19 protein-coding genes are annotated in these 20,536 nt (G+C 45.9%); 14 read left to right on the top strand and 5 right to left on the bottom strand.

Features of this window, described 5'->3' with window-relative positions:
• Positions 1-83 precede the first annotated feature (83 nt).
• The 5 genes from QUB12_RS11770 to QUB12_RS11750 all read left to right on the top strand — a co-directional run bounded on the left by QUB12_RS11770 (position 84) and on the right by QUB12_RS11750 (position 5,788).
• Complete coding sequence (locus tag QUB12_RS11770; protein ID WP_333141960.1) at positions 84-1,856, top strand: AAA-like domain-containing protein; 1,773 nt, start codon at positions 84-86, stop codon at positions 1,854-1,856.
• 625 nt (positions 1,857-2,481) lie between these two features.
• A complete protein-coding gene (locus QUB12_RS11765; protein ID WP_333141959.1) occupies positions 2,482-3,117 on the top strand; it encodes a type IV pilin-like G/H family protein in 636 nt (211 codons plus the stop codon).
• A 23-nt stretch (positions 3,118-3,140) separates the two neighbouring features.
• Positions 3,141-3,911: a sterol desaturase family protein gene (locus QUB12_RS11760; RefSeq protein WP_333306838.1), complete on the top strand. Its 771-nt coding sequence runs from the start codon at positions 3,141-3,143 to the stop codon at positions 3,909-3,911.
• The gene (locus QUB12_RS11755; protein ID WP_333306836.1) at positions 3,901-4,515 is read left to right on the top strand and encodes a rhodanese-like domain-containing protein; all 615 of its coding nucleotides are present in this window, start codon (positions 3,901-3,903) and stop codon (positions 4,513-4,515) included. Before QUB12_RS11760 ends, QUB12_RS11755 begins: the two co-directional genes overlap by 11 nt.
• 172 nt (positions 4,516-4,687) lie before the next feature.
• On the top strand, positions 4,688-5,788 hold the full coding sequence (locus QUB12_RS11750; RefSeq protein WP_333306834.1) for an iron-containing redox enzyme family protein: 1,101 nt from the start codon (positions 4,688-4,690) through the stop codon (positions 5,786-5,788).
• A 248-nt stretch (positions 5,789-6,036) separates the two neighbouring features.
• On the opposite strand, the gene QUB12_RS11745 is transcribed toward QUB12_RS11750, so the two are convergent.
• Positions 6,037-6,756 (bottom strand): SAM-dependent methyltransferase, encoded by a 720-nt coding sequence (locus QUB12_RS11745; protein ID WP_333279881.1) that lies wholly within the window; start codon positions 6,754-6,756, stop codon positions 6,037-6,039.
• A gap of 248 nt (positions 6,757-7,004) precedes the next feature.
• On the opposite strand from QUB12_RS11745, the gene QUB12_RS11740 reads away from it, so the two are divergent.
• Complete coding sequence (locus QUB12_RS11740) at positions 7,005-7,637, top strand: hypothetical protein (protein ID WP_333144660.1); 633 nt, start codon at positions 7,005-7,007, stop codon at positions 7,635-7,637.
• A 236-nt stretch (positions 7,638-7,873) separates the two neighbouring features.
• Here QUB12_RS11740 and QUB12_RS11735 read toward each other — a convergent pair whose 3' ends face one another.
• Positions 7,874-8,113 carry a ChaB family protein gene (locus QUB12_RS11735; RefSeq protein WP_333144661.1) on the bottom strand — a complete coding sequence of 80 codons (240 nt, stop codon included), beginning with the start codon at positions 8,111-8,113 and terminating at the stop codon, positions 7,874-7,876.
• A 1,153-nt stretch (positions 8,114-9,266) separates the two neighbouring features.
• Between QUB12_RS11735 and QUB12_RS11730 the strand changes: the two genes are divergently transcribed.
• Complete coding sequence (locus QUB12_RS11730; RefSeq protein ID WP_333306832.1) at positions 9,267-10,277, top strand: hypothetical protein; 1,011 nt, start codon at positions 9,267-9,269, stop codon at positions 10,275-10,277.
• A gap of 72 nt (positions 10,278-10,349) precedes the next feature.
• Positions 10,350-11,195: a DUF4142 domain-containing protein gene (locus QUB12_RS11725; RefSeq protein WP_333306830.1), complete on the top strand. Its 846-nt coding sequence runs from the start codon at positions 10,350-10,352 to the stop codon at positions 11,193-11,195.
• A gap of 456 nt (positions 11,196-11,651) precedes the next feature.
• Here the strand turns inward: QUB12_RS11725 and QUB12_RS11720 are convergent, their stop codons facing one another.
• Positions 11,652-12,020, bottom strand: coding sequence for a Lin0512 family protein (locus QUB12_RS11720; protein ID WP_333144664.1), 369 nt, complete (start codon positions 12,018-12,020; stop codon positions 11,652-11,654).
• Between the two features lie 314 nt (positions 12,021-12,334).
• On the opposite strand from QUB12_RS11720, the gene QUB12_RS11715 reads away from it, so the two are divergent.
• Positions 12,335-13,249: a branched-chain amino acid transaminase gene (locus QUB12_RS11715; RefSeq protein ID WP_333144665.1), complete on the top strand. Its 915-nt coding sequence runs from the start codon at positions 12,335-12,337 to the stop codon at positions 13,247-13,249.
• Positions 13,250-13,413: 164 nt separating this feature from the next.
• Positions 13,414-13,698 carry a tetratricopeptide repeat protein gene (locus tag QUB12_RS11710; protein ID WP_333052830.1) on the top strand — a complete coding sequence of 95 codons (285 nt, stop codon included), beginning with the start codon at positions 13,414-13,416 and terminating at the stop codon, positions 13,696-13,698.
• A 22-nt stretch (positions 13,699-13,720) separates the two neighbouring features.
• On the opposite strand, the gene fghA is transcribed toward QUB12_RS11710, so the two are convergent.
• Both fghA and QUB12_RS11700 read right to left on the bottom strand, forming a co-directional pair.
• Positions 13,721-14,575, bottom strand: a complete 855-nt coding sequence (gene fghA / locus QUB12_RS11705; RefSeq protein WP_333306828.1) for an S-formylglutathione hydrolase — start codon at positions 14,573-14,575, stop codon at positions 13,721-13,723.
• Positions 14,576-14,666: 91 nt separating this feature from the next.
• Positions 14,667-15,776 (bottom strand): S-(hydroxymethyl)glutathione dehydrogenase/class III alcohol dehydrogenase, encoded by a 1,110-nt coding sequence (locus tag QUB12_RS11700; RefSeq protein ID WP_333144667.1) that lies wholly within the window; start codon positions 15,774-15,776, stop codon positions 14,667-14,669.
• 79 nt (positions 15,777-15,855) lie between these two features.
• Here QUB12_RS11700 and QUB12_RS11695 point away from each other — a divergent pair, with 79 nt between their 5' ends.
• From QUB12_RS11695 to sppA, 4 genes are all read left to right on the top strand, one after another.
• Positions 15,856-16,539 carry an SDR family NAD(P)-dependent oxidoreductase gene (locus QUB12_RS11695; protein ID WP_333144668.1) on the top strand — a complete coding sequence of 228 codons (684 nt, stop codon included), beginning with the start codon at positions 15,856-15,858 and terminating at the stop codon, positions 16,537-16,539.
• A 240-nt stretch (positions 16,540-16,779) separates the two neighbouring features.
• On the top strand, positions 16,780-17,862 hold the full coding sequence (gene fni, locus QUB12_RS11690) for a type 2 isopentenyl-diphosphate Delta-isomerase (RefSeq protein WP_333306825.1): 1,083 nt from the start codon (positions 16,780-16,782) through the stop codon (positions 17,860-17,862).
• Positions 17,863-18,165: 303 nt separating this feature from the next.
• Positions 18,166-18,324, top strand: coding sequence for a hypothetical protein (locus QUB12_RS11685; protein ID WP_333107298.1), 159 nt, complete (start codon positions 18,166-18,168; stop codon positions 18,322-18,324).
• A gap of 46 nt (positions 18,325-18,370) precedes the next feature.
• Complete coding sequence (gene sppA / locus QUB12_RS11680; RefSeq protein WP_333306822.1) at positions 18,371-20,191, top strand: signal peptide peptidase SppA; 1,821 nt, start codon at positions 18,371-18,373, stop codon at positions 20,189-20,191.
• Positions 20,192-20,536: the final 345 nt, after the last annotated feature.

Here is a 20,536-nt window from a genome sequence, read left to right as displayed (position 1 = left end):
TCATCGACTTTTCATCGACTTTTCATCGACTTTAGGGGCGGTTGGCATTTATGATGGTTTCAGTGTTTTGATTGTGATAAGCAATGCCACGATCGCTAAGGGTGCGCGAAGAGTGCATTCGCGCAGTTAAATCCTGTCTCCTGAGAAATGGCTTCCCCAGTCAGAAAATCCTGGCTGAGGATTTAGGGATGGCCCAATCTACTGTCAGCCATTTTCTGAATGGCAAACCTGTGGATTATGCCAATTTCATCGAAATTTGTCGCGGATTGGGGCAGGAATGGCGCGATATAGCCGATTTTGAGGCGAATTCAGAGCCAGAGGAGGTAGTGCTGGTGAGGGCAAAAGTGGCGATCCTCTTCGAGGGCTTAGCCAACGTCCGATCGACCTCACACAAAACCCTTGCTCAGCAGTTACACCAAGCTTTGAGTGCGGGAGGCCACGAGGTCTTTTTTATTAACAACAGCAGCGACTCAGGCTCATATTTAAAGCGTTGCGATTATTTGCTGTTGCTGATTTCCGAAGAATCGGCCGCGAGCGAAATGATATTGGAACAAGTGCAGCTAGCCAAGGAATTGCACAATCTAACTGCTCATAAACCCGCAATTTTACCGATTTTAGTTGAATTAAATACACCGCTTTCTTTTGATTTACTGAGCTATTTAGCAGGAATTCAGCCCTGGCTGTGGCGCGGTGTTGGCGACTCATTTAAGTTAATATCACAAATTTTAACCATTATCAAAGAAGGTCGCACATCGTTAACTGCCGATCATGAATTGGCTGTAGAATGGCAAGTAATTACTAGCACCAAACAGTCAATAAGTCAACCCCTGCCAGCCGCGCCGCCAGAATTGCCGGGAGGACAAGTTGAACTCACTTCTTGTTTTTATATCGATCGCCCTCCGATCGAATCCCGCTGTTACGAGACGATCGCCCAACCGGGAGCCCTGATCCGCATAAAAGCACCCAGACAAATGGGCAAAACTTCCTTGATGGCGAGGATTTTGCATCACGCAGAAGCGCAAGGTTCTCGCACGGTAGCGCTCAGTTTTCAGCTAGCAAATCGGAAAATATTCGCTAATTCAGATACATTTTTGCAGTGGTTTTGTGCTAGCATCGGTCAAGAGTTAGGAATGCTGGAGCAGTTGCCCAAGTGTTGGGAATTAGCCGATTTGATTGGCAGCAATCAGTGCTGCAAGGCTTATTTTGAACAGTATTTGCTGTCTGAATCCTCAAAACCTCTGACGTTAGGCTTGGATGAGAGCGATCGCCTGTTTGAATCACCGGAAATTGCTGATGATTTTTTTGGCTTATTGCGAGCTTTGCACGAAGAAGCAAAACGGCGAGATATTTGGAAAAAGTTTCGTTTGATTGTGGTGCATTCCACAGAAGTTTATATCCCGCTGGATGTGAATAAATCTCCTTTTAATGTGGGTTTACCGATTGAATTACCTGAGTTTAATTCGCAGCAAGTGCAAGATTTGGCTAAACGGCACGGCTTGAATTGGAGTGGGAATGAAGTTGCAGAATTGATGGGGTTAGTGGGCGGAAATCCTTATTTAGTGCGGCTAGGAATGTATCATATTTCGCGTCAAGATGTGACTTTAGATCGGTTAGTGAAAGAATCTGCAACTGAAGCGGGAATTTACAGCGATCATTTGCGGCGCCATTTATGGAATTTAGAGAAATATTCGGAATTAATGGAGGCGATGAGAGAAATTGTTAGTGTTTCCCAGCCAGTTAGATTGAGGTCAGAATTGGGGTTTAAGTTAAATAGTATGGGGTTGGTGAAATTGGATGGAAATCATTGCATTCCGAGATGTCGGTTGTATCAGGAGTATTTTGGCGATCGGCTATAAGCCCAGAGAAACCGGGTTTCTGAGGAAAAATCTCAGGTTGATTGCCAAGTCTTGGCCAGAAACCCGGTTTCTAACCCTGGGATAACTCCAGAGAAACCGGGTTTCTGAGGAAAAATCTCAGGTTGATTGCCAAGTCTTGGCCAGAAACCCGGTTTCTGTCACAGGTGTGTGTTGCGTAAGTCCCAGAAAAGTCGATGAGAAGTCGATGAGAACTCACTCAACTTCTCAAATAGGCACGTGATTTAATAAAAATAGAGTAGAAGCAAGGCGCAGTAGGTGAGGTTTGCAAGCCCCACCGCACTCAATGGACTGGATGAAAACGACGCTAAAAATAACTTGCTTGTTTTTCTTGGCATCGACTGTTCGATTAGGCGATATTAGACAAGCTACGCCTGCACTCGCTGTTTGACTCTATAGCAATCCTAAATGATTCAGATAAATTTGTAGGGGTAGTGCTACCCCTACTCCCCGTGCCTACCCCCTATCTATAGGGCAACCACGGGGGGATTGCCCCTACAATAATTATGAGAATGATTTAGGATTGCTATAGAATCCCCATGTGTTTACGCTGGGGAGTATGTCAATCACTTGAAAACTACTCTGCTAACACATTTTGACAACTACCATGCAGCTTAAAAAAAATCCTCAACTCGATGCACTCAACAAACAAGCAGTATCGAGAACAACCATGCAGCTTAAGACAAACCCTCAACTCGATGCACTCGATAAAAAAGCGGAATATTCAGAAAAAAATATTCTCCCTGACAAAAAACGTAAATCATGGGTAGGAATCTTACTGAGGATCACTTTTATTTACTTTCCTCTGGGCAGCATAATAGTTGGTGCGATCGCCCTCCCTTCTTTTGTCGGTTGTGGTGGCAAGGCGAAGCAATCAGAAGGTAAACAATATGTTAGCTCAATGAACAAAGGTCAACAAGCAATATACGTCGAGGATGGCGCATTTTCCAATTCCGTTAATGCCCTAGGCCTCGGCATTAAAACTCAGACAACAAACTATAACTATTCAACCATATCTACCAAAAATGCTGCGTTTAGTTATGGTGTAGCCCGCAGCAATAATCTTCGTAGCTATGTCGGGGCTGTCTTTTTAGTACCTGTTTCCCAAGCAGCTAACAAAGGGAAGACTACTGTCTCCATTCTGTGTGGAGCAAATTCTCCTGGAAATACCCAACCGTCTGCTCCTATCCTTCAGAATGGTAATCCTGTCTGCGCTGCTGGTAGTAGCGACGTGCTTAAGTAAATATCGACATTAATGATAATCTCATGTTACCTGAAATTGTCAAAGGCTTCATCATCTTAGCTTGCATCTTCATTCCCCTCGAAAGAATCTTTTCCTTGCACAAGCAAAAGATATTTCGTTTCGGATGGGAAACCGATGCCACATATTTTTTTACAGGTCACTTTATTGGTACATCAGGCGCTATTGTTGTGACTGTAATTTTGTCGCTGATGACTAATTTACTCAACCCGGAATTGCAAAGCAAGGTAGCATCTCAACCTGTGTGGTTGCAGTTGGCAGAAGCAGTTATCGTTTCAGATATGGCATATTATATTGCTCACAGACTACTGCATGAAGTACCCTGGCTTTGGCAATTTCATGCAGTCCATCACAGCATTGAACACATGGATTGGTTAGCAGCAGTGCGGGTGCATCCCTGCGAGCAAATCTTTACTCAGATTTGCAAAATTATGCCTCTTTACTGGTTGGGATTTACCAAGGAGAGTTTGGTAGTTTATGCTCTTTATTCGGCGGCGATCGCTTTCTTAATTCATTCTAATATTAAATTAAAATTTGGCATCCTAAAATGGTTCGTAGCAACCCCACAATTTCATCACTGGCATCACAGTAAAATTCCCGGAATAAACAACAAAAACTTTGCTGTTCAGTTGCCACTGTTAGATTTGCTATTTGGCACTATCTATATGCCAGCCAAAAAAATGCCTCATAAATATGGAATCTCTGATTCTATACCTGCGGGATATGTCGGACAAATTTTCTATCCATTTTCAAGGATGATTAAAAATGCTAGATAAAAATGCAAAACCAGGTATTAATCGCTATTCTCGCTTTTTGCTGGCAATTATGGGTTTTGGCTTGACGAGTGTTGCTTCTGTGGGTGCAGTTGCCCTATTTCATCACATGGACATCCTAACTTTTATCGCCAGTTTAAATACGAAACAAGTAACTGTTGCTCAATTGCAGCAGGGTAAGTTGAAACCAGTGATTTTGATCGATGTGCGATCGCCCGAAGAATACGCGGAAGATCGCATCGGTGAAAGTCCGCTGGTTCCCCTAACTGATATTGAGTTAGGGTTCGGTGTCAAGCAGGTGCAATCCATTGTCAAAGCAAGGGTTAAATCCGATCGACCTCAGCCGATAATTGTACTTTATTGTGCCAGAGGAGGGCGATCGGTTAAAGCATACAAACAGTTGGAAAAAGTCGCTCGGTATTCCCAAGAATCTGCGGGAAATGAAACTAATAAGATTAAGGATATTAGCCTGAATGTTGTTGTCCTTTCAGGAGGGATCAAAGCGTGGCGGCAAGCAGTGCAGGCTCCAAAAGATGCCCAGATATTAGCCCCAATTACTTTGCGGAGCTTGATAAAGTCTCCGTCAGTCACCCTGCTTTCGGAATGAATCGGGGCAGTTGTGACCAAATGGATTTCTGTCAAATCTCTATCAATAGAAAGGTGTATCGTCCTGACAGATTAGCTATCTTCAAGAAAAGTAGCCATAATCCTCAGCAATCTGCAACGGTTGGCTGTTTTGGCAGGCAGCACAATAATTAGAGTTAGCATAACTTGATTCCATGCAAAACACGATAGAGATACTTCCTTCTTCAGACTCGCGGAGCCTTTCCAAAAAGCAATCCGTACTCCCAAATTATGAAGCAGCCGATCGCCAATTTGTCAATTTGCTAGAAGTCGAGGATTTAGACAAGACGGTGGCGACAAAACCGTTACTTGTCAGCGATTTTGAAAGCGCGATCGCCTTTGCAATTCAAGCAGCTTACCAACAGGAACCGGGCGATGAGGCCGCTCACCGCTTCTTGCAGCGCATACTTTACCGTATCAACCGCCTCAACTTGTTTTGGTACGACGATTTGCGCCGCTACAATAACGAACGATCGCACTATTTGCGTTCCGTGCGCGATCGCATTGAGGAACCTTGGCAGCAGTGGGAAATCGCGCAAATCGACGTTGCAGCGCTGCAAAAATTGCCGGATGTCAAGCAAGCCCTGCGCGATCGCGCGGCCGCCGATGTCGATCCTCCTTTGAACGAGAGCGATCGCTATTTGCGGGAACAGATGACTGAAGAGGGATACAAACACCTACTGGCGATCGCCTCCTTCGACGGTTTAGTGGAAGCCAGCCGTGTTTCTCGCATCATCGGCGGTGCCGGCAACGAAATTCAGTGTACCCTTACGCGAGTGCTGATCGAAGAATACGGTGGCGGTCGCCTCCCCCGCAAGCATTCGACCTTTTTTGCTCAAATGCTGGCTGAATTCGATATGAGTACGGAACCGGAAGCGTACTTCGATTTAGTGCCTTGGGAAGTGCTCGCAAGCATTAATCACAACTTTCTGCTGACGGAACGCAAGCGCCATTTTCTGCGCTACAACGGCGGACTAACTTATTTTGAGGTGGCGGGGCCTGTCGCTTACCGCAATTATCTAGCCGCCGCCCAGCGTCTGGGCCTCTCGCAGGCTGCGATGGGTTATTGGGAACTGCACATCAAAGAAGATGAGCGTCACGGCCGCTGGATGTTGGATGAAGTGGCGATCCCGCTGGTTGACAGATACCCGCAGGAGGCGTGGGAGCTGGTGTTGGGGTACGATCAGGAGAAGTCGATCGGCGATCGGGCTGGGGCTGCTGTAGTGCGATCGATCCAAGCTGCAGAACGGAATTAACAGCTATATCCTAGGGTGGGTCAGAGACTGATGCACCCTATATCTTGCACCGTTCTCAATAAGCCTTTTAGGAACAGGCTTTTCGGCCTGTTCCACAAAGAGTGTATTTCTTGTGGAACAGGCATCTTGCCTGTTGCTGACCATAGTGGAACAGGCATCTTGCCTGTTGCTAACCATAGTGGAACAGGCATCTTGCCTGTTGCTGACAATGGTGCAACATCCCAGATGCACCTTACCAGGCCTGTATTTTAGAATGCTGTCATTAACTTAATGAGCTCGATCGACAAATCTCTTTGCGACTTTTGGTGCTTCTTAAACAAAACTCCAGCCAGCAGATAGATGTTTTCCGAATAAAAAGCCATTCCCTGTTCTCTGAGAGTGGCGATCGCGCTTTTCACCTTGGGTTCCGAGCTATAATAGCCAAAATTTAAAGGTGCAATTTCAAAATTCGCAACCGAGTAGCCTCGATCCAAGGCATAATCGATCAAACCCACAGGATTAGAATAGCTAGAAACCATCAGCAAAACTTCGTCGCTGCCCAAAGACAAAAGTTTCTTAGCAATTGTCGAACCATCACTCCCTCCGTGCAACAGCGGCTGGTAAATCTTATCATCCACCGCCGGCAAGTAAGGCGGATTTGAGATGACACAATCCGCCGACTCGTATAAAGGCGAATCAAAAAAAGAGCAATTGTTGACTGTGTATCGTTCGCTCAGTTCATATTGCTTAATTTGAGACTGAGCAATTTTCCAAGCTACATTATTTAGCTCAAATCCCTGTATTGTCCCATCAAAATCACTTCTCAGCAAAGACTTAATAACAGGACTTCCCTCTCCTGAACCAAACTCTACGATAAGTCGAGAATTGTCACTAGCATTTAACACTAAACTTTCCAAGCAGTGCGCGTAAAAATCCGATTCTTCCGGGCAGTGGAATACCTGTTTCAGAGGATGGGATGAAGTGAGCATAAATTCTGTAACCAAGTTGACTATTTTAAAAGTATCGAATAAGTAATATTCCAGCCATCTGTCGCAAGAGCTATTTTCTCAACTTGTACAATCTATCTATTCCTGTTTTACCTTGTGCGATCGAATAACTATTACTGCCGGCAGATTATCCAATTAACTAGATTAATCCGATTGACAGATTGCAATTAGAGCGATTGCTGGTGAGATAGTACCTAAGCAAATAATTGTAAATTTTAATAGTGTCAGATATGACCTTTTTTAATTATTCAGTTCCCCCTCTGCGCCGGAAACAGATTAACATCGAACTTCAGGATTTAGAAGGGCTTTGGCAGGTTCAGTTTCCCCTTGGCAAAGATCGATTTTATTCACAATTTTATACTTGTCTCGATCGAACTTGCTTGCTGTGGAGCTTGCTGTTAATAGCCATGTTCGGCACAGCACAATTTTTTTCTGTGAGTTGGATGCTGCAAGCCGGTTTGTGGTCAGCGCTCAGCCTCGTAGGTACAGCAGCAATGGTAAGCATGACATACTCTTGGGTCACAATAGAACGCCTGATTTGGGTGCTTTACGGTTGGGTAATACTAATGTTATTAGGATTGCTGCTGACCGATTTAGCAATTTTTCTCAGTTGGGGAAAAGTATTGGCGAATCTCTGTCCCCTGTGGTTGGGAATGAGCGGAATTGGGTATTTGGGGACTGGATTCGCAGTGCGATCGCGCGCGCTTTTAGCGGCAAGTTTATTTCACCTGTTGGGAATATTAATTTTACCTTACACGGGGGGTTGGCTTTTCCTATTTACGGGAGCCATAATGGTATTTAGCTTGCTCGTTTTAGCCGAATTGCAATGGGATATGCGCCAGCCTATGAACAGGCTCGATTAACTTGTGTACCACCGCGATTCCAACAGCTATCTCCAACAGCTATCAACGTCAAGCATTAACCACAAGTGATGAGTAGATTGCTAATGACTCATGATATCATGCCCGCTAGCATAACGTCACTGCGATTGGTGGGTAGTGAGGATGCTTCGTTCTCATCAAAACTTGAGGAATGAAGCCCTCACTACACAGCGAATAGGGGTTATGTTAGCGGACACGATATTACTAAAGGGTGATAACTAATTGCCACCAGACTGTACAGATTTGCGGGTTTGGTTAGTATCATCACCCTTGTGATGCCACGTGCCACCTTCTTGAACATATTCAGATTTTACACTGTTCCAAGCAACGCTAGTAGCACCATCTGCGCTCATTCCATCTTCGCTAGCGCTCTTAAAAGCAGCCTGAAAAATTTGTTTAGCTCCTTGGGGGAGTTCTTGTGCTTCCGAAGGTAAGGTGTCAAATTGTTGTTCTGGCATAATGACCTCTAATTATTAAACATAAATGTAATCTTATATACGAGAAGCAACTACTTTCCTCTCTCTAAAAGCAAGTTTTAAACCGCATTTTTCTCATTCTGAGGACAGATGTAATATTAAATTTATTCTGCTCCTCGAAGGCAAGGGGCTTGCGGTTGCTGGTTGGGCAGGATTTGGGTAATTTCCTTGCTTAAACATCGATTAATATGATTTCGGCTTTTTAACTTGCGAACTTAGAAAAAGCAATTAACGTTAGATAGCGAATTCTGGTAATAATTCGATGCAGCATAGTTAAAGTCCGCTTGGGAAAGGTGTTAGAGAACAAGCGCTCTCTGGCATAGTTTTCGCTTGACTATCTCAGAGTTTAGCCGATCGCACTCACAAGCAATTCTCACGAGTGCGCCGCCGCTGGTTAATTTAATCTCGCGCGGGTCGGACTCGGATAGCCCTCAGTTCGCCTTCCTGTTTGAGGCCACTCAAATCCCAGTCAAAAGCCTTGCTGCTAGGGGGTTGCAGGTGTTCTGGAGACTCTGATCGGTCGATCGGGCGTTTTGAGATAATTTAGTTTCTGGGAAAGTTTGAACGGTATTCTGCCAGTGCCCAAATTGCCAGCAGCAAGTTAAGGAAAAATAGCGATCAAAAAATTTTTAAACTAACTCATCTGGCGCAGTGCTAAGCCAAAATTGATGGTGATAAAATCAATAATTTCTGGCTCAAAGCACCAGCCGCCGGAGAAAATTTATAGGAAGAAGCGGCCGCTTGTCTCAGAAACCGGGTTGATGCTTATATGTCTCGTTACTCAACCCAAAATTTTTCAGATCAACCCGCTTTTTATCCCCCGTACACAAATTTTTAGAGAGCTAGTCTGCCGCTCAATCAAATTTCATCCACCACCTGAAATAAAAAGCCATTTTGTCAAATATTCCTAAAGATGAATGGCGAAGTTGAAGCATAAGTAATAGCTTATAAACTGTTAACGTAGCGGTGTAATTAATCAGGGAAAAATCATCAAGGGAACGGGACTAAATTTGCCCCCTTACCTTCATTATTCCGCAGCGAAGGTTAGAAAATTTGCACGTTACGCTGTCAATTTGACCCTGCGGTTTTGGCATCACAAGCGATCGCAGCACTCTATGCAAAAGCAAGCATTACCATGAAATCTTCTAAATTGTTGAAAGTTGTTTTAGCAAGCGCTTGTACTTTAGGTTTAGCAACGGTTTCCTTAGCAGTGCCTGCTTCAGCCCAGTCGGGCGGTGCTGGCGGCGGTGCTGGCGGCGGTGCCGGCACAGGCACAAGCGGTACAAGCGGTACAACCGGTACCGGTACAACTGGCACGGGTACAAGCGGTACGACAGGCACAAGCGGTACAACGGGTACAAGCGGTACGACAGGCACAAGCGGTACAACGGGTACGACTGGCACGGATACAACGGGTACAAGCGGTACGAGTGGCACCGGTACAAGCGGTACAACGGGTACGAGTGGCACCGGTACAACGGGTACAACGGGTACGACTGGCACGGATACAAGCGGTACAACGGGTACAAGCGGCACGGGTACAACGGGTACAACGGGTACAACCGGTACGAGTGGCACCGGTACAACGGGTACAACGGGTACAACGGGTACGACTGGCACGGGTACAACCGGTACAAGCGGTACGAGTGGCACGGGTACAAGCGGTACAAGCGGTACAAGCGGTACGACTGGCACGGGTACAAGCGGTACAACCGATACGACTGGCACGGGTACAAGCGGTACAAGCGGTACAAGCGGTACAAGCGGTACCGATACAACCGGTACAAGCGGTACAAGCGGTACGACTGGCACGGGTACAAGCGGTACAACCGATACGACTGGCACGGGTACAACTGGTACAACTGGTACGACTGGCACGGGTACAAGCGGTACAACCGATACGACTGGTACAACTGGTACAACCGATACGACTGGCACCGGCACAACTGGTACAACTGGTACGACAGGCACCGGCACAACGGGTACAACCGGTACAACCGATACCACATCGACGCCGGCTGATACTAATTCTGGAGTTTTGAGTGCTCGGCGCGATAGCCCCAACAATTTCGGGTGGCTGGGTGCCTTGGGCGCCTTTGGTTTGATCAACTTGTTTCGGAAAGGCAGTACACCATCCCATCGGTAGTTTCGGGCGATTCCTTACGGGATAGTTTCGCACGCGCGGACTTTTGAAAACAACTTAGAGGCTTAGAAATTCATGACTTCACTCAATCGCAAAAATTTGTTCAAAAAATTGGTAACAGTTGCCGGAATTGCCGGCGTTAGTTCCTTGATAGCTGTGCCGGGATTCGCAGAATTAAACCGCCAGACTAACGGCTTCAACCAGTCGGGCGAGCGAGTTTTTGAGCTTGCTGATAACGACTTAAACGATCCTAATTCTCCGGGACCTCCTATTACAGATCCTAACAACAACAACAACAATCCTGGCGGTTCTCCCAACACTCCAAATACTCCCACCAACAACACTCCCGGTCGTTCTCCCAACACTCCAAATAGCCCCACCAACAACACTCCCGGCCGTTCTCCAAATACCCCCACCAACAACACTCCCGGTCGTTCTCCCAACACTCCAACAGGTGGCGAAACCTCGCCTAATTCTCTCAGCAGCAAAGACAGAACCTTTGTCATGCAAGCAGGTCAACTTGGTATGCTGGAAGTGGAACTCGGCAAATTGGCAGTGCAGCGCGGTTCTAGTGCTAGTGTGAAACAATACGGGCAAGAAATGGTTGAGGAACACACTCAAGCAAATAAAGAATTGATGCAGTTAGTAATGCAAAAGCAGGTTGAATTGCCAACCGAGATGAGTACGCAGAACACAGCTTTGATGAAGCGACTTTCGGGACTCTCCGGTAGAAGTTTTGACACTGCTTACAAGCAGGCTATGATCGAGAGCCACAATCAGGCTATTGCTCTGTTTCAAGCTCAATCTCAACAGGGACAAGATCCCGAGTTGAAGGCTTGGGCCACCCAGAAGTTGCCGAACCTTCAAGCGCACTTGCAAATGGTTAACCAAATGTTGGCAGATACCAGCCAGCCCAAATAGGAGGTAGAGGAGGTAGAGTGCGATAGCGTAAAACGCGATCGGACTCTACCTTTTGTGAGCCGAGAAGGAACAGTAATAAATTCTTTTAAACGCTATAATTTTTGAGAACAATGGAAGATTTTATCCGCAACTTGTTGGGCAGCAATATTACAGCAACGTGGCTGTTGTTAATCGTAGGGTTTTGCTGGATTGCTTACATACCCGACCGCCTGAGAAATTAAAAATTATTAATTAAAAGTTCAAAATTAAGTAGGTAGGCGCAAATAAACCTTAGCGTCCAACAGACCTATTCTAGGGTGCCTCAGAGCCTCAGATTTTCTACGATATTTCATGCCATATCTCTGCGGCACCCTACAACTTAGTCTAAATAAATCATTTTTTAACAGACAGGCGTTCCCCCGATCGCGGAAACAAGCAAGTGCGATCGGGCGATTTATTCAAACAACACAAAATTAATTAGTCCTCAGTGTCCACAAAAACACTCACAGCCGCCACAGCGATTAGCATTTCATCATTTTTATCATTCAGAGAGGCGATCGCCCTTCCTGGCACAATCATGCCCCCTTGCTCCACAATCAGAGTTTTGCTGCCAAAAGGGAGCACCGCCAACACATCCTGTTCCCGCACCTGTTCCGGGTAAGGAACAGCCACCTTAACCTCAACAATCATCTGATTGGGGTCAGTCAAACCCGCCACTTCCCAGACGCCTAGGAGAGCATTATGGGCGATCGCATTCCGTACAGCCCTTGCACAGGCTACAGTCGGTTCCTGCCCGTGCTGGTCTATACCCATCCCCATTTCAATGATGAAACATTTACGTGCCATTGTTGCCCCTTGGTTGATTTTTGTTTGTAGTCGTTAGCGAAGCCCGCCCCTACGGGGGCTACGCCAACGAAGAGGATCGCACTTTTTCCCAAAACAATTATCAACCAAACAGACGGCTCTTGATTTTATTTTATAAATTGATATCACAACAAAAGAATAATACCAGTCTTCAAAAACAATCCAACTGTAGGCAAGCTTCAAACCCTTATGAAATGAGTCCTTCTCAATCTCAAATCTCAAATGGTATAACTTATGGTAATATAACCAAATTCAGCTTTCCTCGCGGACTGCCAAACTCATCGCCAGCTTGAATCATGGATAGTTTTCTACCAATTGCCTACTTTCAAAACCAATTTCTCCCATTTACCGACGCCAAAATTTCCATAGCAACCCACGCACTGCACTACGGAACCGGAGTTTTAGGCGGGTTGCGGGGAATTCCCGACCCCCAAAATGCCGATCGAATCTTGCTATTTAGATTAGACCGCCACTGTCAAAGATTAAGTCAAAGTGCCAGCTTCCTTCACTGCGATTTACCAGCCAGCAAAATCCAACAAATAATTATTGATTTTGTCCAGAAAAACCAACCAACAAAATCATTTTATATCCGCCCTTTTATCTACACATCCAGTTTAGGAATTGCCCCCCGACTGCACAACGTAGAAACCGACTTTTTTGTCTACGGATTAGAACTTTCAGACTATTTGCCAAAAGAAGGAGTCAACTGTAGAATTAGCTCTTGGTATCGCCAAGAAGACCGCAGTTTGCCCTTAAGAGGTAAAATTAGCGGCGCTTACATCACCTCAGCTTTAGCCAAAACCGAAGCAGTAGAATCCGGCTTCGACGAAGCAATTATGATGAACACTCAGGGAAAAGTCAGCGAAGCTTCAGGAATGAACATATTTGTCGCCAGAAACGGTAAATTAGTTACTCCCGGTTTCGAGCAAGATATTCTCGAAGGAATTACCAGAGACAGCGTAATCACAATCGCCAGAGACTTAGGAATTGAAGTCATAGAAAGACCCGTTGATAGATCGGAACTGTTGATTGCAGACGAGATTTTCCTCTGCGGAACCGCCGCGAAGATTACGCCAATTAAGCGAGTAGAAAACTATCACTTGCCCAAAAACCGACCCCTCACCGAAAAGATTTTGGACAAACTAACCGGGATTATCGAAAATCGCGACAGCAAGTATCAAGACTGGGTATTTCCGATTGATCTTAATTAACCGTTTGTAGTGAGGAGTTCAGTCCTTCTTTTAAGAACTAAATTCCTCACTACAAACCATCAACTGGACTGCGGTGTCCTTACACCCGTCTGCTCTATTTCATCGGCTTAAAAACTTCTATATCGACACTCCAGAATTAACTACATCGATAATTAAGAAATGCTATGGAAGCTCGAGAATTTTACGAACAAGGATTCGACCTCGGTCGCAGGGGGCTGTACGAGGAAGCAGTTGCAGCTTTTACTCAAGCAATAAATCTCAATCCTGACTTTGTAGAAGCTTACATGATTCGTGCTACTGCTCGAAGTGGAACAGGAGATTTACAGGGGGGAATTGAAGATTTTGAGAAAGCTATGGATATCTACAGGTCTAGAGGACAATCGCAAATAGCTGATATGCTTTTAGTCCCCTGGAGTGCGCTGCACAATGAAATTAGGTTTAAGGACTAAAGTCCTTACTACAAACTAAAGTTCACTCACACAAAGCAGCCGCGTGAAATTGAATATGATCCTCGATAAAACTAGCTATAAAATAATAGCTGTGATCGTAACCTTCCTGCATTCTTAAAGTTAGCGGCTGTCCCGCTTTTGCACAAGCTTCCGCGAACACTTCCGGCAACAACTGCCCATCAGCAAGAAACGAATCAGCCGTGCCACAGTCAATCAGAATCGGACGGTTGTATTGCGCCTCAAGCACCAATTCGCTAGCATCCCAAGCCCTCCAGATATCTTTGTCGCCACCGAGGTAGTTTGCAAAAGCTTTTTGTCCCCAAGGGCAGCGCATTGGCGCGGAAATAGGCGCAAAAGCGGAAACTGAAAGATAGCGAGAGCCATTTTTCAACGCGCAAATTAACGCCCCGTGTCCGCCCATTGAATGACCGAAAATTCCCTGTTTTTCCGGTATCGCTGGAAAATTTTCGGCGATTAAATTCGGCAATTCATCAACCACATAACTGTACATCCGATAGTGAGAATTCCAAGGTGCGGCTGTCGCATCAACATAAAAACCCGCACCACTTCCTAAATCCCAATCGTCATCTTCGCCGGGGATACCAGTATTGCGCGGGCTAGTGTCGGGCGCAACCAGCATTAACCCGTATTTTGCCGCAAATTGTTGCGCCCCCGCTTTTGCCATAAAGTTCTCTTCTGTGCAGGTTAAACCTGATAGAAAATACAAAACTGGTACGGGTTGAGATAAAGCTTGCGGTGGCTGATAAACTGCGAATTTCATCTCGCTGTTGCAGGTTGAGGATTGATGGCTGTAAAAGCCGAGTTTGCCACCGAAAGTTTTCTGTTCTTTGTGCAGTTTTAGGGAGTCTGATATCATGTTAATTCTATTTCATTTTTTAATTAGATTTTTTTTTACCGCAGAGGGCGCAGAGGGCGCAGAGGAAGAGGGAAGAGAGAAAGATTTTTGTTCAAAATGTCAAAACTGTGCGAATTACTTCGCCTTTGTGCATTAAATCAAAGGCTTCGTTGATTTTGTCGATCGGCATTACCTGAGTTACCAGACTGTCAATATCAATTTTACCGTCCATGTACCAATCAACAATCTTAGGCACATCAGTTCTGCCTTTTGCCCCGCCAAAAGCCGTGCCTTTCCAAACCCTGCCAGTTACTAGCTGAAACGGGCGGGTACTAATTTCTTGACCGGCTCCCGCTACCCCGACAATTACGCTCACGCCCCAACCTTTGTGGCAGCATTCTAAAGCTTGGCGCATCACATTAATGTTGCCGATACATTCAAAACTGTAATCAGCTCCACCTTTGGTTAAATCTACCAAATAAGGCACTAAATCGCCTTCCACTTCGCGGGGATTGACAAAGTGAGTCATGCCGAATTTTTCCGCCATCTCTCGCTTGTCGGGATTCAAGTCTACGCCGACAATCATGTTAGCTCCCACCATGCGAGCCGCTTGAATTACATTCAAACCCACGCCGCCCAAACCGAAAACTACCACATTAGAACCAGGCTCTACTTTCGCAGTATTGATGACAGCGCCGATGCCAGTTGTTACGCCGCAGCCGATTAAACAAACTTTATCAAAAGGAGCATCTTCGCGAATTTTTGCTACCGCAATTTCTGGCAATACTGTATAATTAGCAAAGGTAGAAGTTCCCATGTAATGGTATAGTTTCTGCCCATCTATGGAAAATCGGCTCGTGCCGTCGGGCATCACTCCCTGGCCTTGAGTTACGCGAATTGCTTGACAGAGGTTAGTTTTTCGGCTCAAACAATATTCGCAGTTGCGACATTCGGGAATGTAGAGAGGAATTACCCGATCGCCCACTTTGACACTCGTGACTCCCGGCCCAACTTCTGCGACAATCCCGGCTCCCTCGTGGCCTAAAATAGCCGGAAACAAGCCTTCAGGATCTGCACCGGAAAGAGTGTAAGCATCAGTGTGACAAACACCCGTGGCTTTAATTTCCACCAGCACCTCTCCAGCCTGCGGCCCATCCAGATCCACCGTTTCAATGCTCAAAGGTTGGCCGGCACTGCGAGCAACTGCTGCTTTTACTTTCATGCTTTCTCCCTGCGATCGATTTGTCAATTGACCCGTCAATATGTATTGTATTACTTAATGTCAAACTTGGAGCAAATTTATGACAAAATTAATTGTAATTACCGGAGTCAGTCGCGGTCTTGGTCTTGCCATGACCGAAAAGTTTATGGAATTGGGACATACAGTTTTGGGATGCGCCCGTTCTTCCGAAGCGGTGGAAAAACTCAACCAAAAATATAGTGCGCCCCACCATTTTACTTGTTTGGATGTCACCAACGACGATCGAGTAAAAGCTTGGGCAACAGAAATGCTGGCAAAAAATGATCCGCCAGATTTGTTAATTAATAATGCAGGCGTAGCTAATCATCTCGCGCCTCTTTGGAATATCAGCCACGAAGAATTTTCTCAGGTAATTGATGTTAACATTAAAGGTACGGCTAATGTAATTCGCCACTTTGTCCCGGCAATGATTGCTCGAAAAAACGGCATAATTGTCAACTTTAGTTCTGGTTGGGGAAGGTCAACTTCGCCGGAAGTCGCGCCCTATTGCGCTTCCAAGTGGGCAATAGAAGGACTTACCCGATCGCTCGCTCAAGAATTGCCCGCAGGTATGGCAGCAGTTCCTGTGAATCCGGGGATAATTCACACCGATATGCTGGACATTTGTTTCGGAGAAGATGCGGCAAATTACCCGTCAGTCAAAGCATGGGTGCAAAAAGCAGTTCCTTTCTTACTAAAATTAAAACCTTCAGATAACGGAATGCCGCTGACTGTTCCTGGATAATACAGAAACCCTGGCAGGATTTACGCACATCTCTCTTTTCTTCCCCTCAGCGCCCTCTGCGCTCTCTGCGGTTCATAAAAAAAATCTCAAAAATGAAATAAAATTGCTATATTCCCAAATCATATCAAATCCGTTAGCATCGGAATAGTAAATTCGAGTTCACTGTCAACAGTCAACAGTCAACAGTCAACAGTCAACAGTCAACAGTCAACAGTCAACATCATTCCGGTGTAACCGGAAATGATATCACAACTCTTTCCCCAAATAGCAACTGTGAACTTGCCGCTAACCTCCCCCTCGCAAACCGAAACCCGCAAAGCAGACCACCTGCGGATTTGCCTCGAAGAAGACGTACAATTTCGCGAAACTACCAGCGGCCTCGAACGCTACCGTTTTGAACACTGCTGTTTGCCAGAACTCGATCGCACCGAAATCGATTTAACCTCCACATTTCTCGGCAAAAAACTAGCCGTTCCCCTGCTAATTTCCTCAATGACCGGCGGCACAGAATTAGCCCAGACTATCAATTATCGCCTCGCCGATGTCGCTCAAGAATACAAACTAGCAATGGGAGTCGGTTCCCAGCGAATCGTCGTAGAAAATCCTCAACTCGCTCCTACATTTGCCGTCCGTCGCCGCGCTCCCGATATTCTCCTGTTTGCCAATATCGGAGCCGTTCAATTAAACTACAATTACGGTTTGGAAGAGTGCCAAAAAATTATTGATATTCTCGAAGCAGATGCCCTAATTTTGCACCTCAATCCGCTGCAAGAGTGCGTTCAAACCGAAGGCGATACTAACTTTAAAGGACTGCTAGAAAAAATTGCAAAATTGTGCGATCAATTACCAGTACCAGTTATTGCTAAAGAAGTCGGTAACGGTATTTCAGGAAAGATGGCAAAGAAATTGCTCGCCGCCGGGGTAGGTGCGATCGACATTGCCGGGGCCGGAGGCACTTCTTGGGCGAAAATAGAAGGAGAGCGAGCTAAAGATAGCAAGCAGCGCAGGTTAGGCGCAACCTTTGCCGACTGGGGAATACCGACAGCCGAGTGCATTGTCAGCACCCGCGCCGTAGCGCCGGATGTTCCTCTGATTGCCTCTGGGGGCTTGCAGAATGGGTTGGATGCAGCGAAGGCTCTCGCGCTTGGCGCGGATATTGCGGGACTGGCGCGGCCGTTTCTACAAGCTGCAGCGGAATCGGAATCAGCCGCAGCCCTTCTAGCTGAGGTGTTAATTGCAGAAATCGCTACCGTGATGTTCTGTACGGGCTGCGGTAATTTGGATGAGCTAAAACAATCTGGGGTTTTGGAAAGGTTAAGATAAAAGTGAGTCAGCAGTCAAAAGTCATTAGTCAGCAGTCATTAGTCAGCAGTCATTAGTCAACAGTCATTAGCTAATAACTAACGACAGGGGATAATTACTACATCCTACTTGCAGGAATGACCAATAAAATCGTTTCCGGTGGCATCGGAATAATATTTTGCCGAGTGCAGTGCGAGCGGGACACTTGCACACTCGGTATCATTCCGTTCTAACCGGATGTTATATAACTAATGACTACTGACTAATGACTAATGACTAATGACTACTGACTAATGACTACTGACTACTCAGGGCAAACGCATCATGTCAACAAGCGGGAATTTTACCGTGCTTGTTGCGACTATTATCGATAGCTGTAGTTTATTGAAAAGAGATTTGACTGCCGATAGCGGTGGCTATTCCTCAAAACACTACTACTATTCTCCCGGCAATTTAGATGCGTTTGCCCTGACTGACTACTGACTACTGACTACTGACTACTGACTAATAACTAATTACCAATTATCTAATGAAAGATTTCCTAAAATATACCTGTGCAAGTTTACTGGGAACCTTCCTAGGAATGTTGCTGCTGGGCAGCATCGGATTGGGCGGACTGGTACTGCTAATTGCTATGGCGGCATCGTCGTCCAAAGATTCGGGCCCGCAAGTTAAAGATAAGTCGGTATTGGTATTAGACCTTTCTTTAAATATTACCGACAGCAAACCGAGCCGTAGCACTGGCGCGGCGATTGAAGAAGTGCTTTCGGAAGATTCCGGCGATACAGTGACGCTGCGGACTGTTTTAGACACGATCGAATATGCGAAAAAAGACCCGAAAATCGTTGGCCTTTATCTTGAAGGCAGCTCGGAGTCGAGCAGCAGCGGGTTTGCCAATCTCAAAGAAGTTCGAGGGGCATTGCAGCGTTTCCGAGATGCCAAAAAACCCATTTTTGCTTACCAAATGGACTGGAATGAACGAGATTATTACCTCGGTTCCGTTGCTAATACAATTGCAGTCAATCCTTACGGCGCTTTGGAACTCAACGGTTTTAGTAGTCAGGCAATGTTTTTCACCGGTGCTTTGGAAAAATACGGCCTGGGAGTGCAAGTGACTCGCGTCGGCAAATACAAGTCAGCCGTTGAGCCGTTTTTGCTTACAAAAATGAGTCCCGAAAATCGCCAGCAAACTCAAAAGTTGCTCGGAGATATGTGGGGAGAATACCTGCAAACTGTCGCCCCGAGTCGCAAAGTGACTGTTCCGCAACTGCAAGCGCTTGCAGATAATGGCGGAACTTTGATGGCTGACGAAGCTCTCAAAAGCAAGTTAGTTGATAAAGTTGTATACTTTGACGAAATATCGACCGAACTCAAAAAACTCACAGGAACAGATGGCGAAAACAAATCTTTCAAGCAAATTAGTTTGAAAAACTACGCGAAAATTGCTGAGGATAAAAACTCAACTGATGCTAACAAGAAAAACCAAGTTGCTATACTTTACGCTGAAGGAGAGATTGTAGACGGCGAAGGGGGCCCGACTCAAGTAGGAGGCGATCGCATTGCTCAAGAAATGCGGAAAATTAGAGAAGATAACGACGTAAAAGCAGTGGTTTTGCGCGTCAACAGTCCCGGAGGCAGCGCGACGGCGGCCGAAGTCATTGCACGCGAAGTGATGCTGACGGGGAAAAAGAAACCAGTTATTGTTTCAATGGGCAATTTGGCAGCATCCGGCGGCTATTGGATTTCGATGGGTTCCAACCGCATTTTTGCCGAACCCAATACGATTACCGGTTCTATTGGCGTTTTTGGAATGCTTTTCAACGCCGAAAAGTTGGCCGCTAACAACGGCCTAACTTGGGACGTGGTGAAAACCGGCCGCTTTGCGGATACTACCACGGTTTCCCGTCCGAAAAATCCTCAAGAATTGGCGAATATTCAGAGGATAGTCGATCGCATTTACGATCGATTTATTACTAAAGTCGCCAACTCCCGCAAACTGCCGAAAAACAAGGTACAAGAAATTGCTCAAGGCAGGGTGTGGTCTGGTACGGCCGCGAAACAGTTGGGTTTAGTCGATGAAATTGGCGGGCTTGAAGATGCTGTCAGAGAGGCGGCGAAGCAAGCTAAACTCGGCGACGATTGGAAGGTGGAAGAATATCCAAAACGCCGCAGTTTGGAGGAGCGAATTTTGGAAAAAATTTCCGGCGTTCACGTTTTGAAACCAGCAGCCAAACTCGACCCGCTAACGGCCGAATTTAAGAAAATGCAAGATGAATTGGCTGTGATCAAGTCGATGAACGACCCGCAGGGGGTTTATGTTCGCTTGCCTTTCACTTTGCGGATTGATTAATTGATACCAAGTCCGGGATTTTTACCCCTTTATTCTTAGTCCCCCTCTGTTGAGACGAAAGTTTTGCTCTTGAACCGTTGCAAGCGCTGAGTCTGATAGGGGTTTTTAACCCGGGTTTGGTAAAAGTAGGCTGACCAAGAATTTCTTGATGGTACAGCCCCCGGATTTATCCGTGGAATCAATCCAAAATCGAAAATCGAAAATCCTCAAGCCCCCGCATTTATCCGTGGGCTCGCCTCTAAAATCTAAAATCTAAAATCTAAAATCGATTGACGCATCCTACACACAACTGAAAAACCCGGTTTCTCGAAGAAACCGGGTTTATGAATACCCTAAAAGTCGATC

It is taken from the genome of Microcoleus sp. B7-D4 (assembly GCF_036705125.1).
Lineage (GTDB): Bacteria > Cyanobacteriota > Cyanobacteriia > Cyanobacteriales > Microcoleaceae > Microcoleus.
Note: the sequence above shows the minus strand (reverse complement) of the source record. Positions and strands in the feature narration are given on the sequence as shown.

What these genes read in the sequence shown, in the direction of transcription:
- QUB12_RS11720 (WP_333144664.1), bottom strand. Translation starts at nt 12,020, where the DNA reads ATGGCACGTAAATGTTTCATCATTGAAATGGGGATGGGTATAGACCAG.
- QUB12_RS11715 (WP_333144665.1), top strand. Translation starts at nt 12,335, where the DNA reads ATGGATAGTTTTCTACCAATTGCCTACTTTCAAAACCAATTTCTCCCA.
- QUB12_RS11750 (WP_333306834.1), top strand. Translation starts at nt 4,688, where the DNA reads ATGCAAAACACGATAGAGATACTTCCTTCTTCAGACTCGCGGAGCCTT.
- QUB12_RS11735 (WP_333144661.1), bottom strand. Translation starts at nt 8,113, where the DNA reads ATGCCAGAACAACAATTTGACACCTTACCTTCGGAAGCACAAGAACTC.
- QUB12_RS11745 (WP_333279881.1), bottom strand. Translation starts at nt 6,756, where the DNA reads ATGCTCACTTCATCCCATCCTCTGAAACAGGTATTCCACTGCCCGGAA.
- QUB12_RS11695 (WP_333144668.1), top strand. Translation starts at nt 15,856, where the DNA reads ATGACAAAATTAATTGTAATTACCGGAGTCAGTCGCGGTCTTGGTCTT.
- fni (WP_333306825.1), top strand. Translation starts at nt 16,780, where the DNA reads ATGATATCACAACTCTTTCCCCAAATAGCAACTGTGAACTTGCCGCTA.
- QUB12_RS11740 (WP_333144660.1), top strand. Translation starts at nt 7,005, where the DNA reads ATGACCTTTTTTAATTATTCAGTTCCCCCTCTGCGCCGGAAACAGATT.
- QUB12_RS11710 (WP_333052830.1), top strand. Translation starts at nt 13,414, where the DNA reads ATGGAAGCTCGAGAATTTTACGAACAAGGATTCGACCTCGGTCGCAGG.
- QUB12_RS11765 (WP_333141959.1), top strand. Translation starts at nt 2,482, where the DNA reads ATGCAGCTTAAAAAAAATCCTCAACTCGATGCACTCAACAAACAAGCA.
- QUB12_RS11685 (WP_333107298.1), top strand. Translation starts at nt 18,166, where the DNA reads ATGTCAACAAGCGGGAATTTTACCGTGCTTGTTGCGACTATTATCGAT.
- sppA (WP_333306822.1), top strand. Translation starts at nt 18,371, where the DNA reads ATGAAAGATTTCCTAAAATATACCTGTGCAAGTTTACTGGGAACCTTC.
- QUB12_RS11755 (WP_333306836.1), top strand. Translation starts at nt 3,901, where the DNA reads ATGCTAGATAAAAATGCAAAACCAGGTATTAATCGCTATTCTCGCTTT.
- QUB12_RS11700 (WP_333144667.1), bottom strand. Translation starts at nt 15,776, where the DNA reads ATGAAAGTAAAAGCAGCAGTTGCTCGCAGTGCCGGCCAACCTTTGAGC.
- QUB12_RS11730 (WP_333306832.1), top strand. Translation starts at nt 9,267, where the DNA reads ATGAAATCTTCTAAATTGTTGAAAGTTGTTTTAGCAAGCGCTTGTACT.
- QUB12_RS11725 (WP_333306830.1), top strand. Translation starts at nt 10,350, where the DNA reads ATGACTTCACTCAATCGCAAAAATTTGTTCAAAAAATTGGTAACAGTT.
- fghA (WP_333306828.1), bottom strand. Translation starts at nt 14,575, where the DNA reads ATGATATCAGACTCCCTAAAACTGCACAAAGAACAGAAAACTTTCGGT.
- QUB12_RS11760 (WP_333306838.1), top strand. Translation starts at nt 3,141, where the DNA reads ATGTTACCTGAAATTGTCAAAGGCTTCATCATCTTAGCTTGCATCTTC.
- QUB12_RS11770 (WP_333141960.1), top strand. Translation starts at nt 84, where the DNA reads ATGCCACGATCGCTAAGGGTGCGCGAAGAGTGCATTCGCGCAGTTAAA.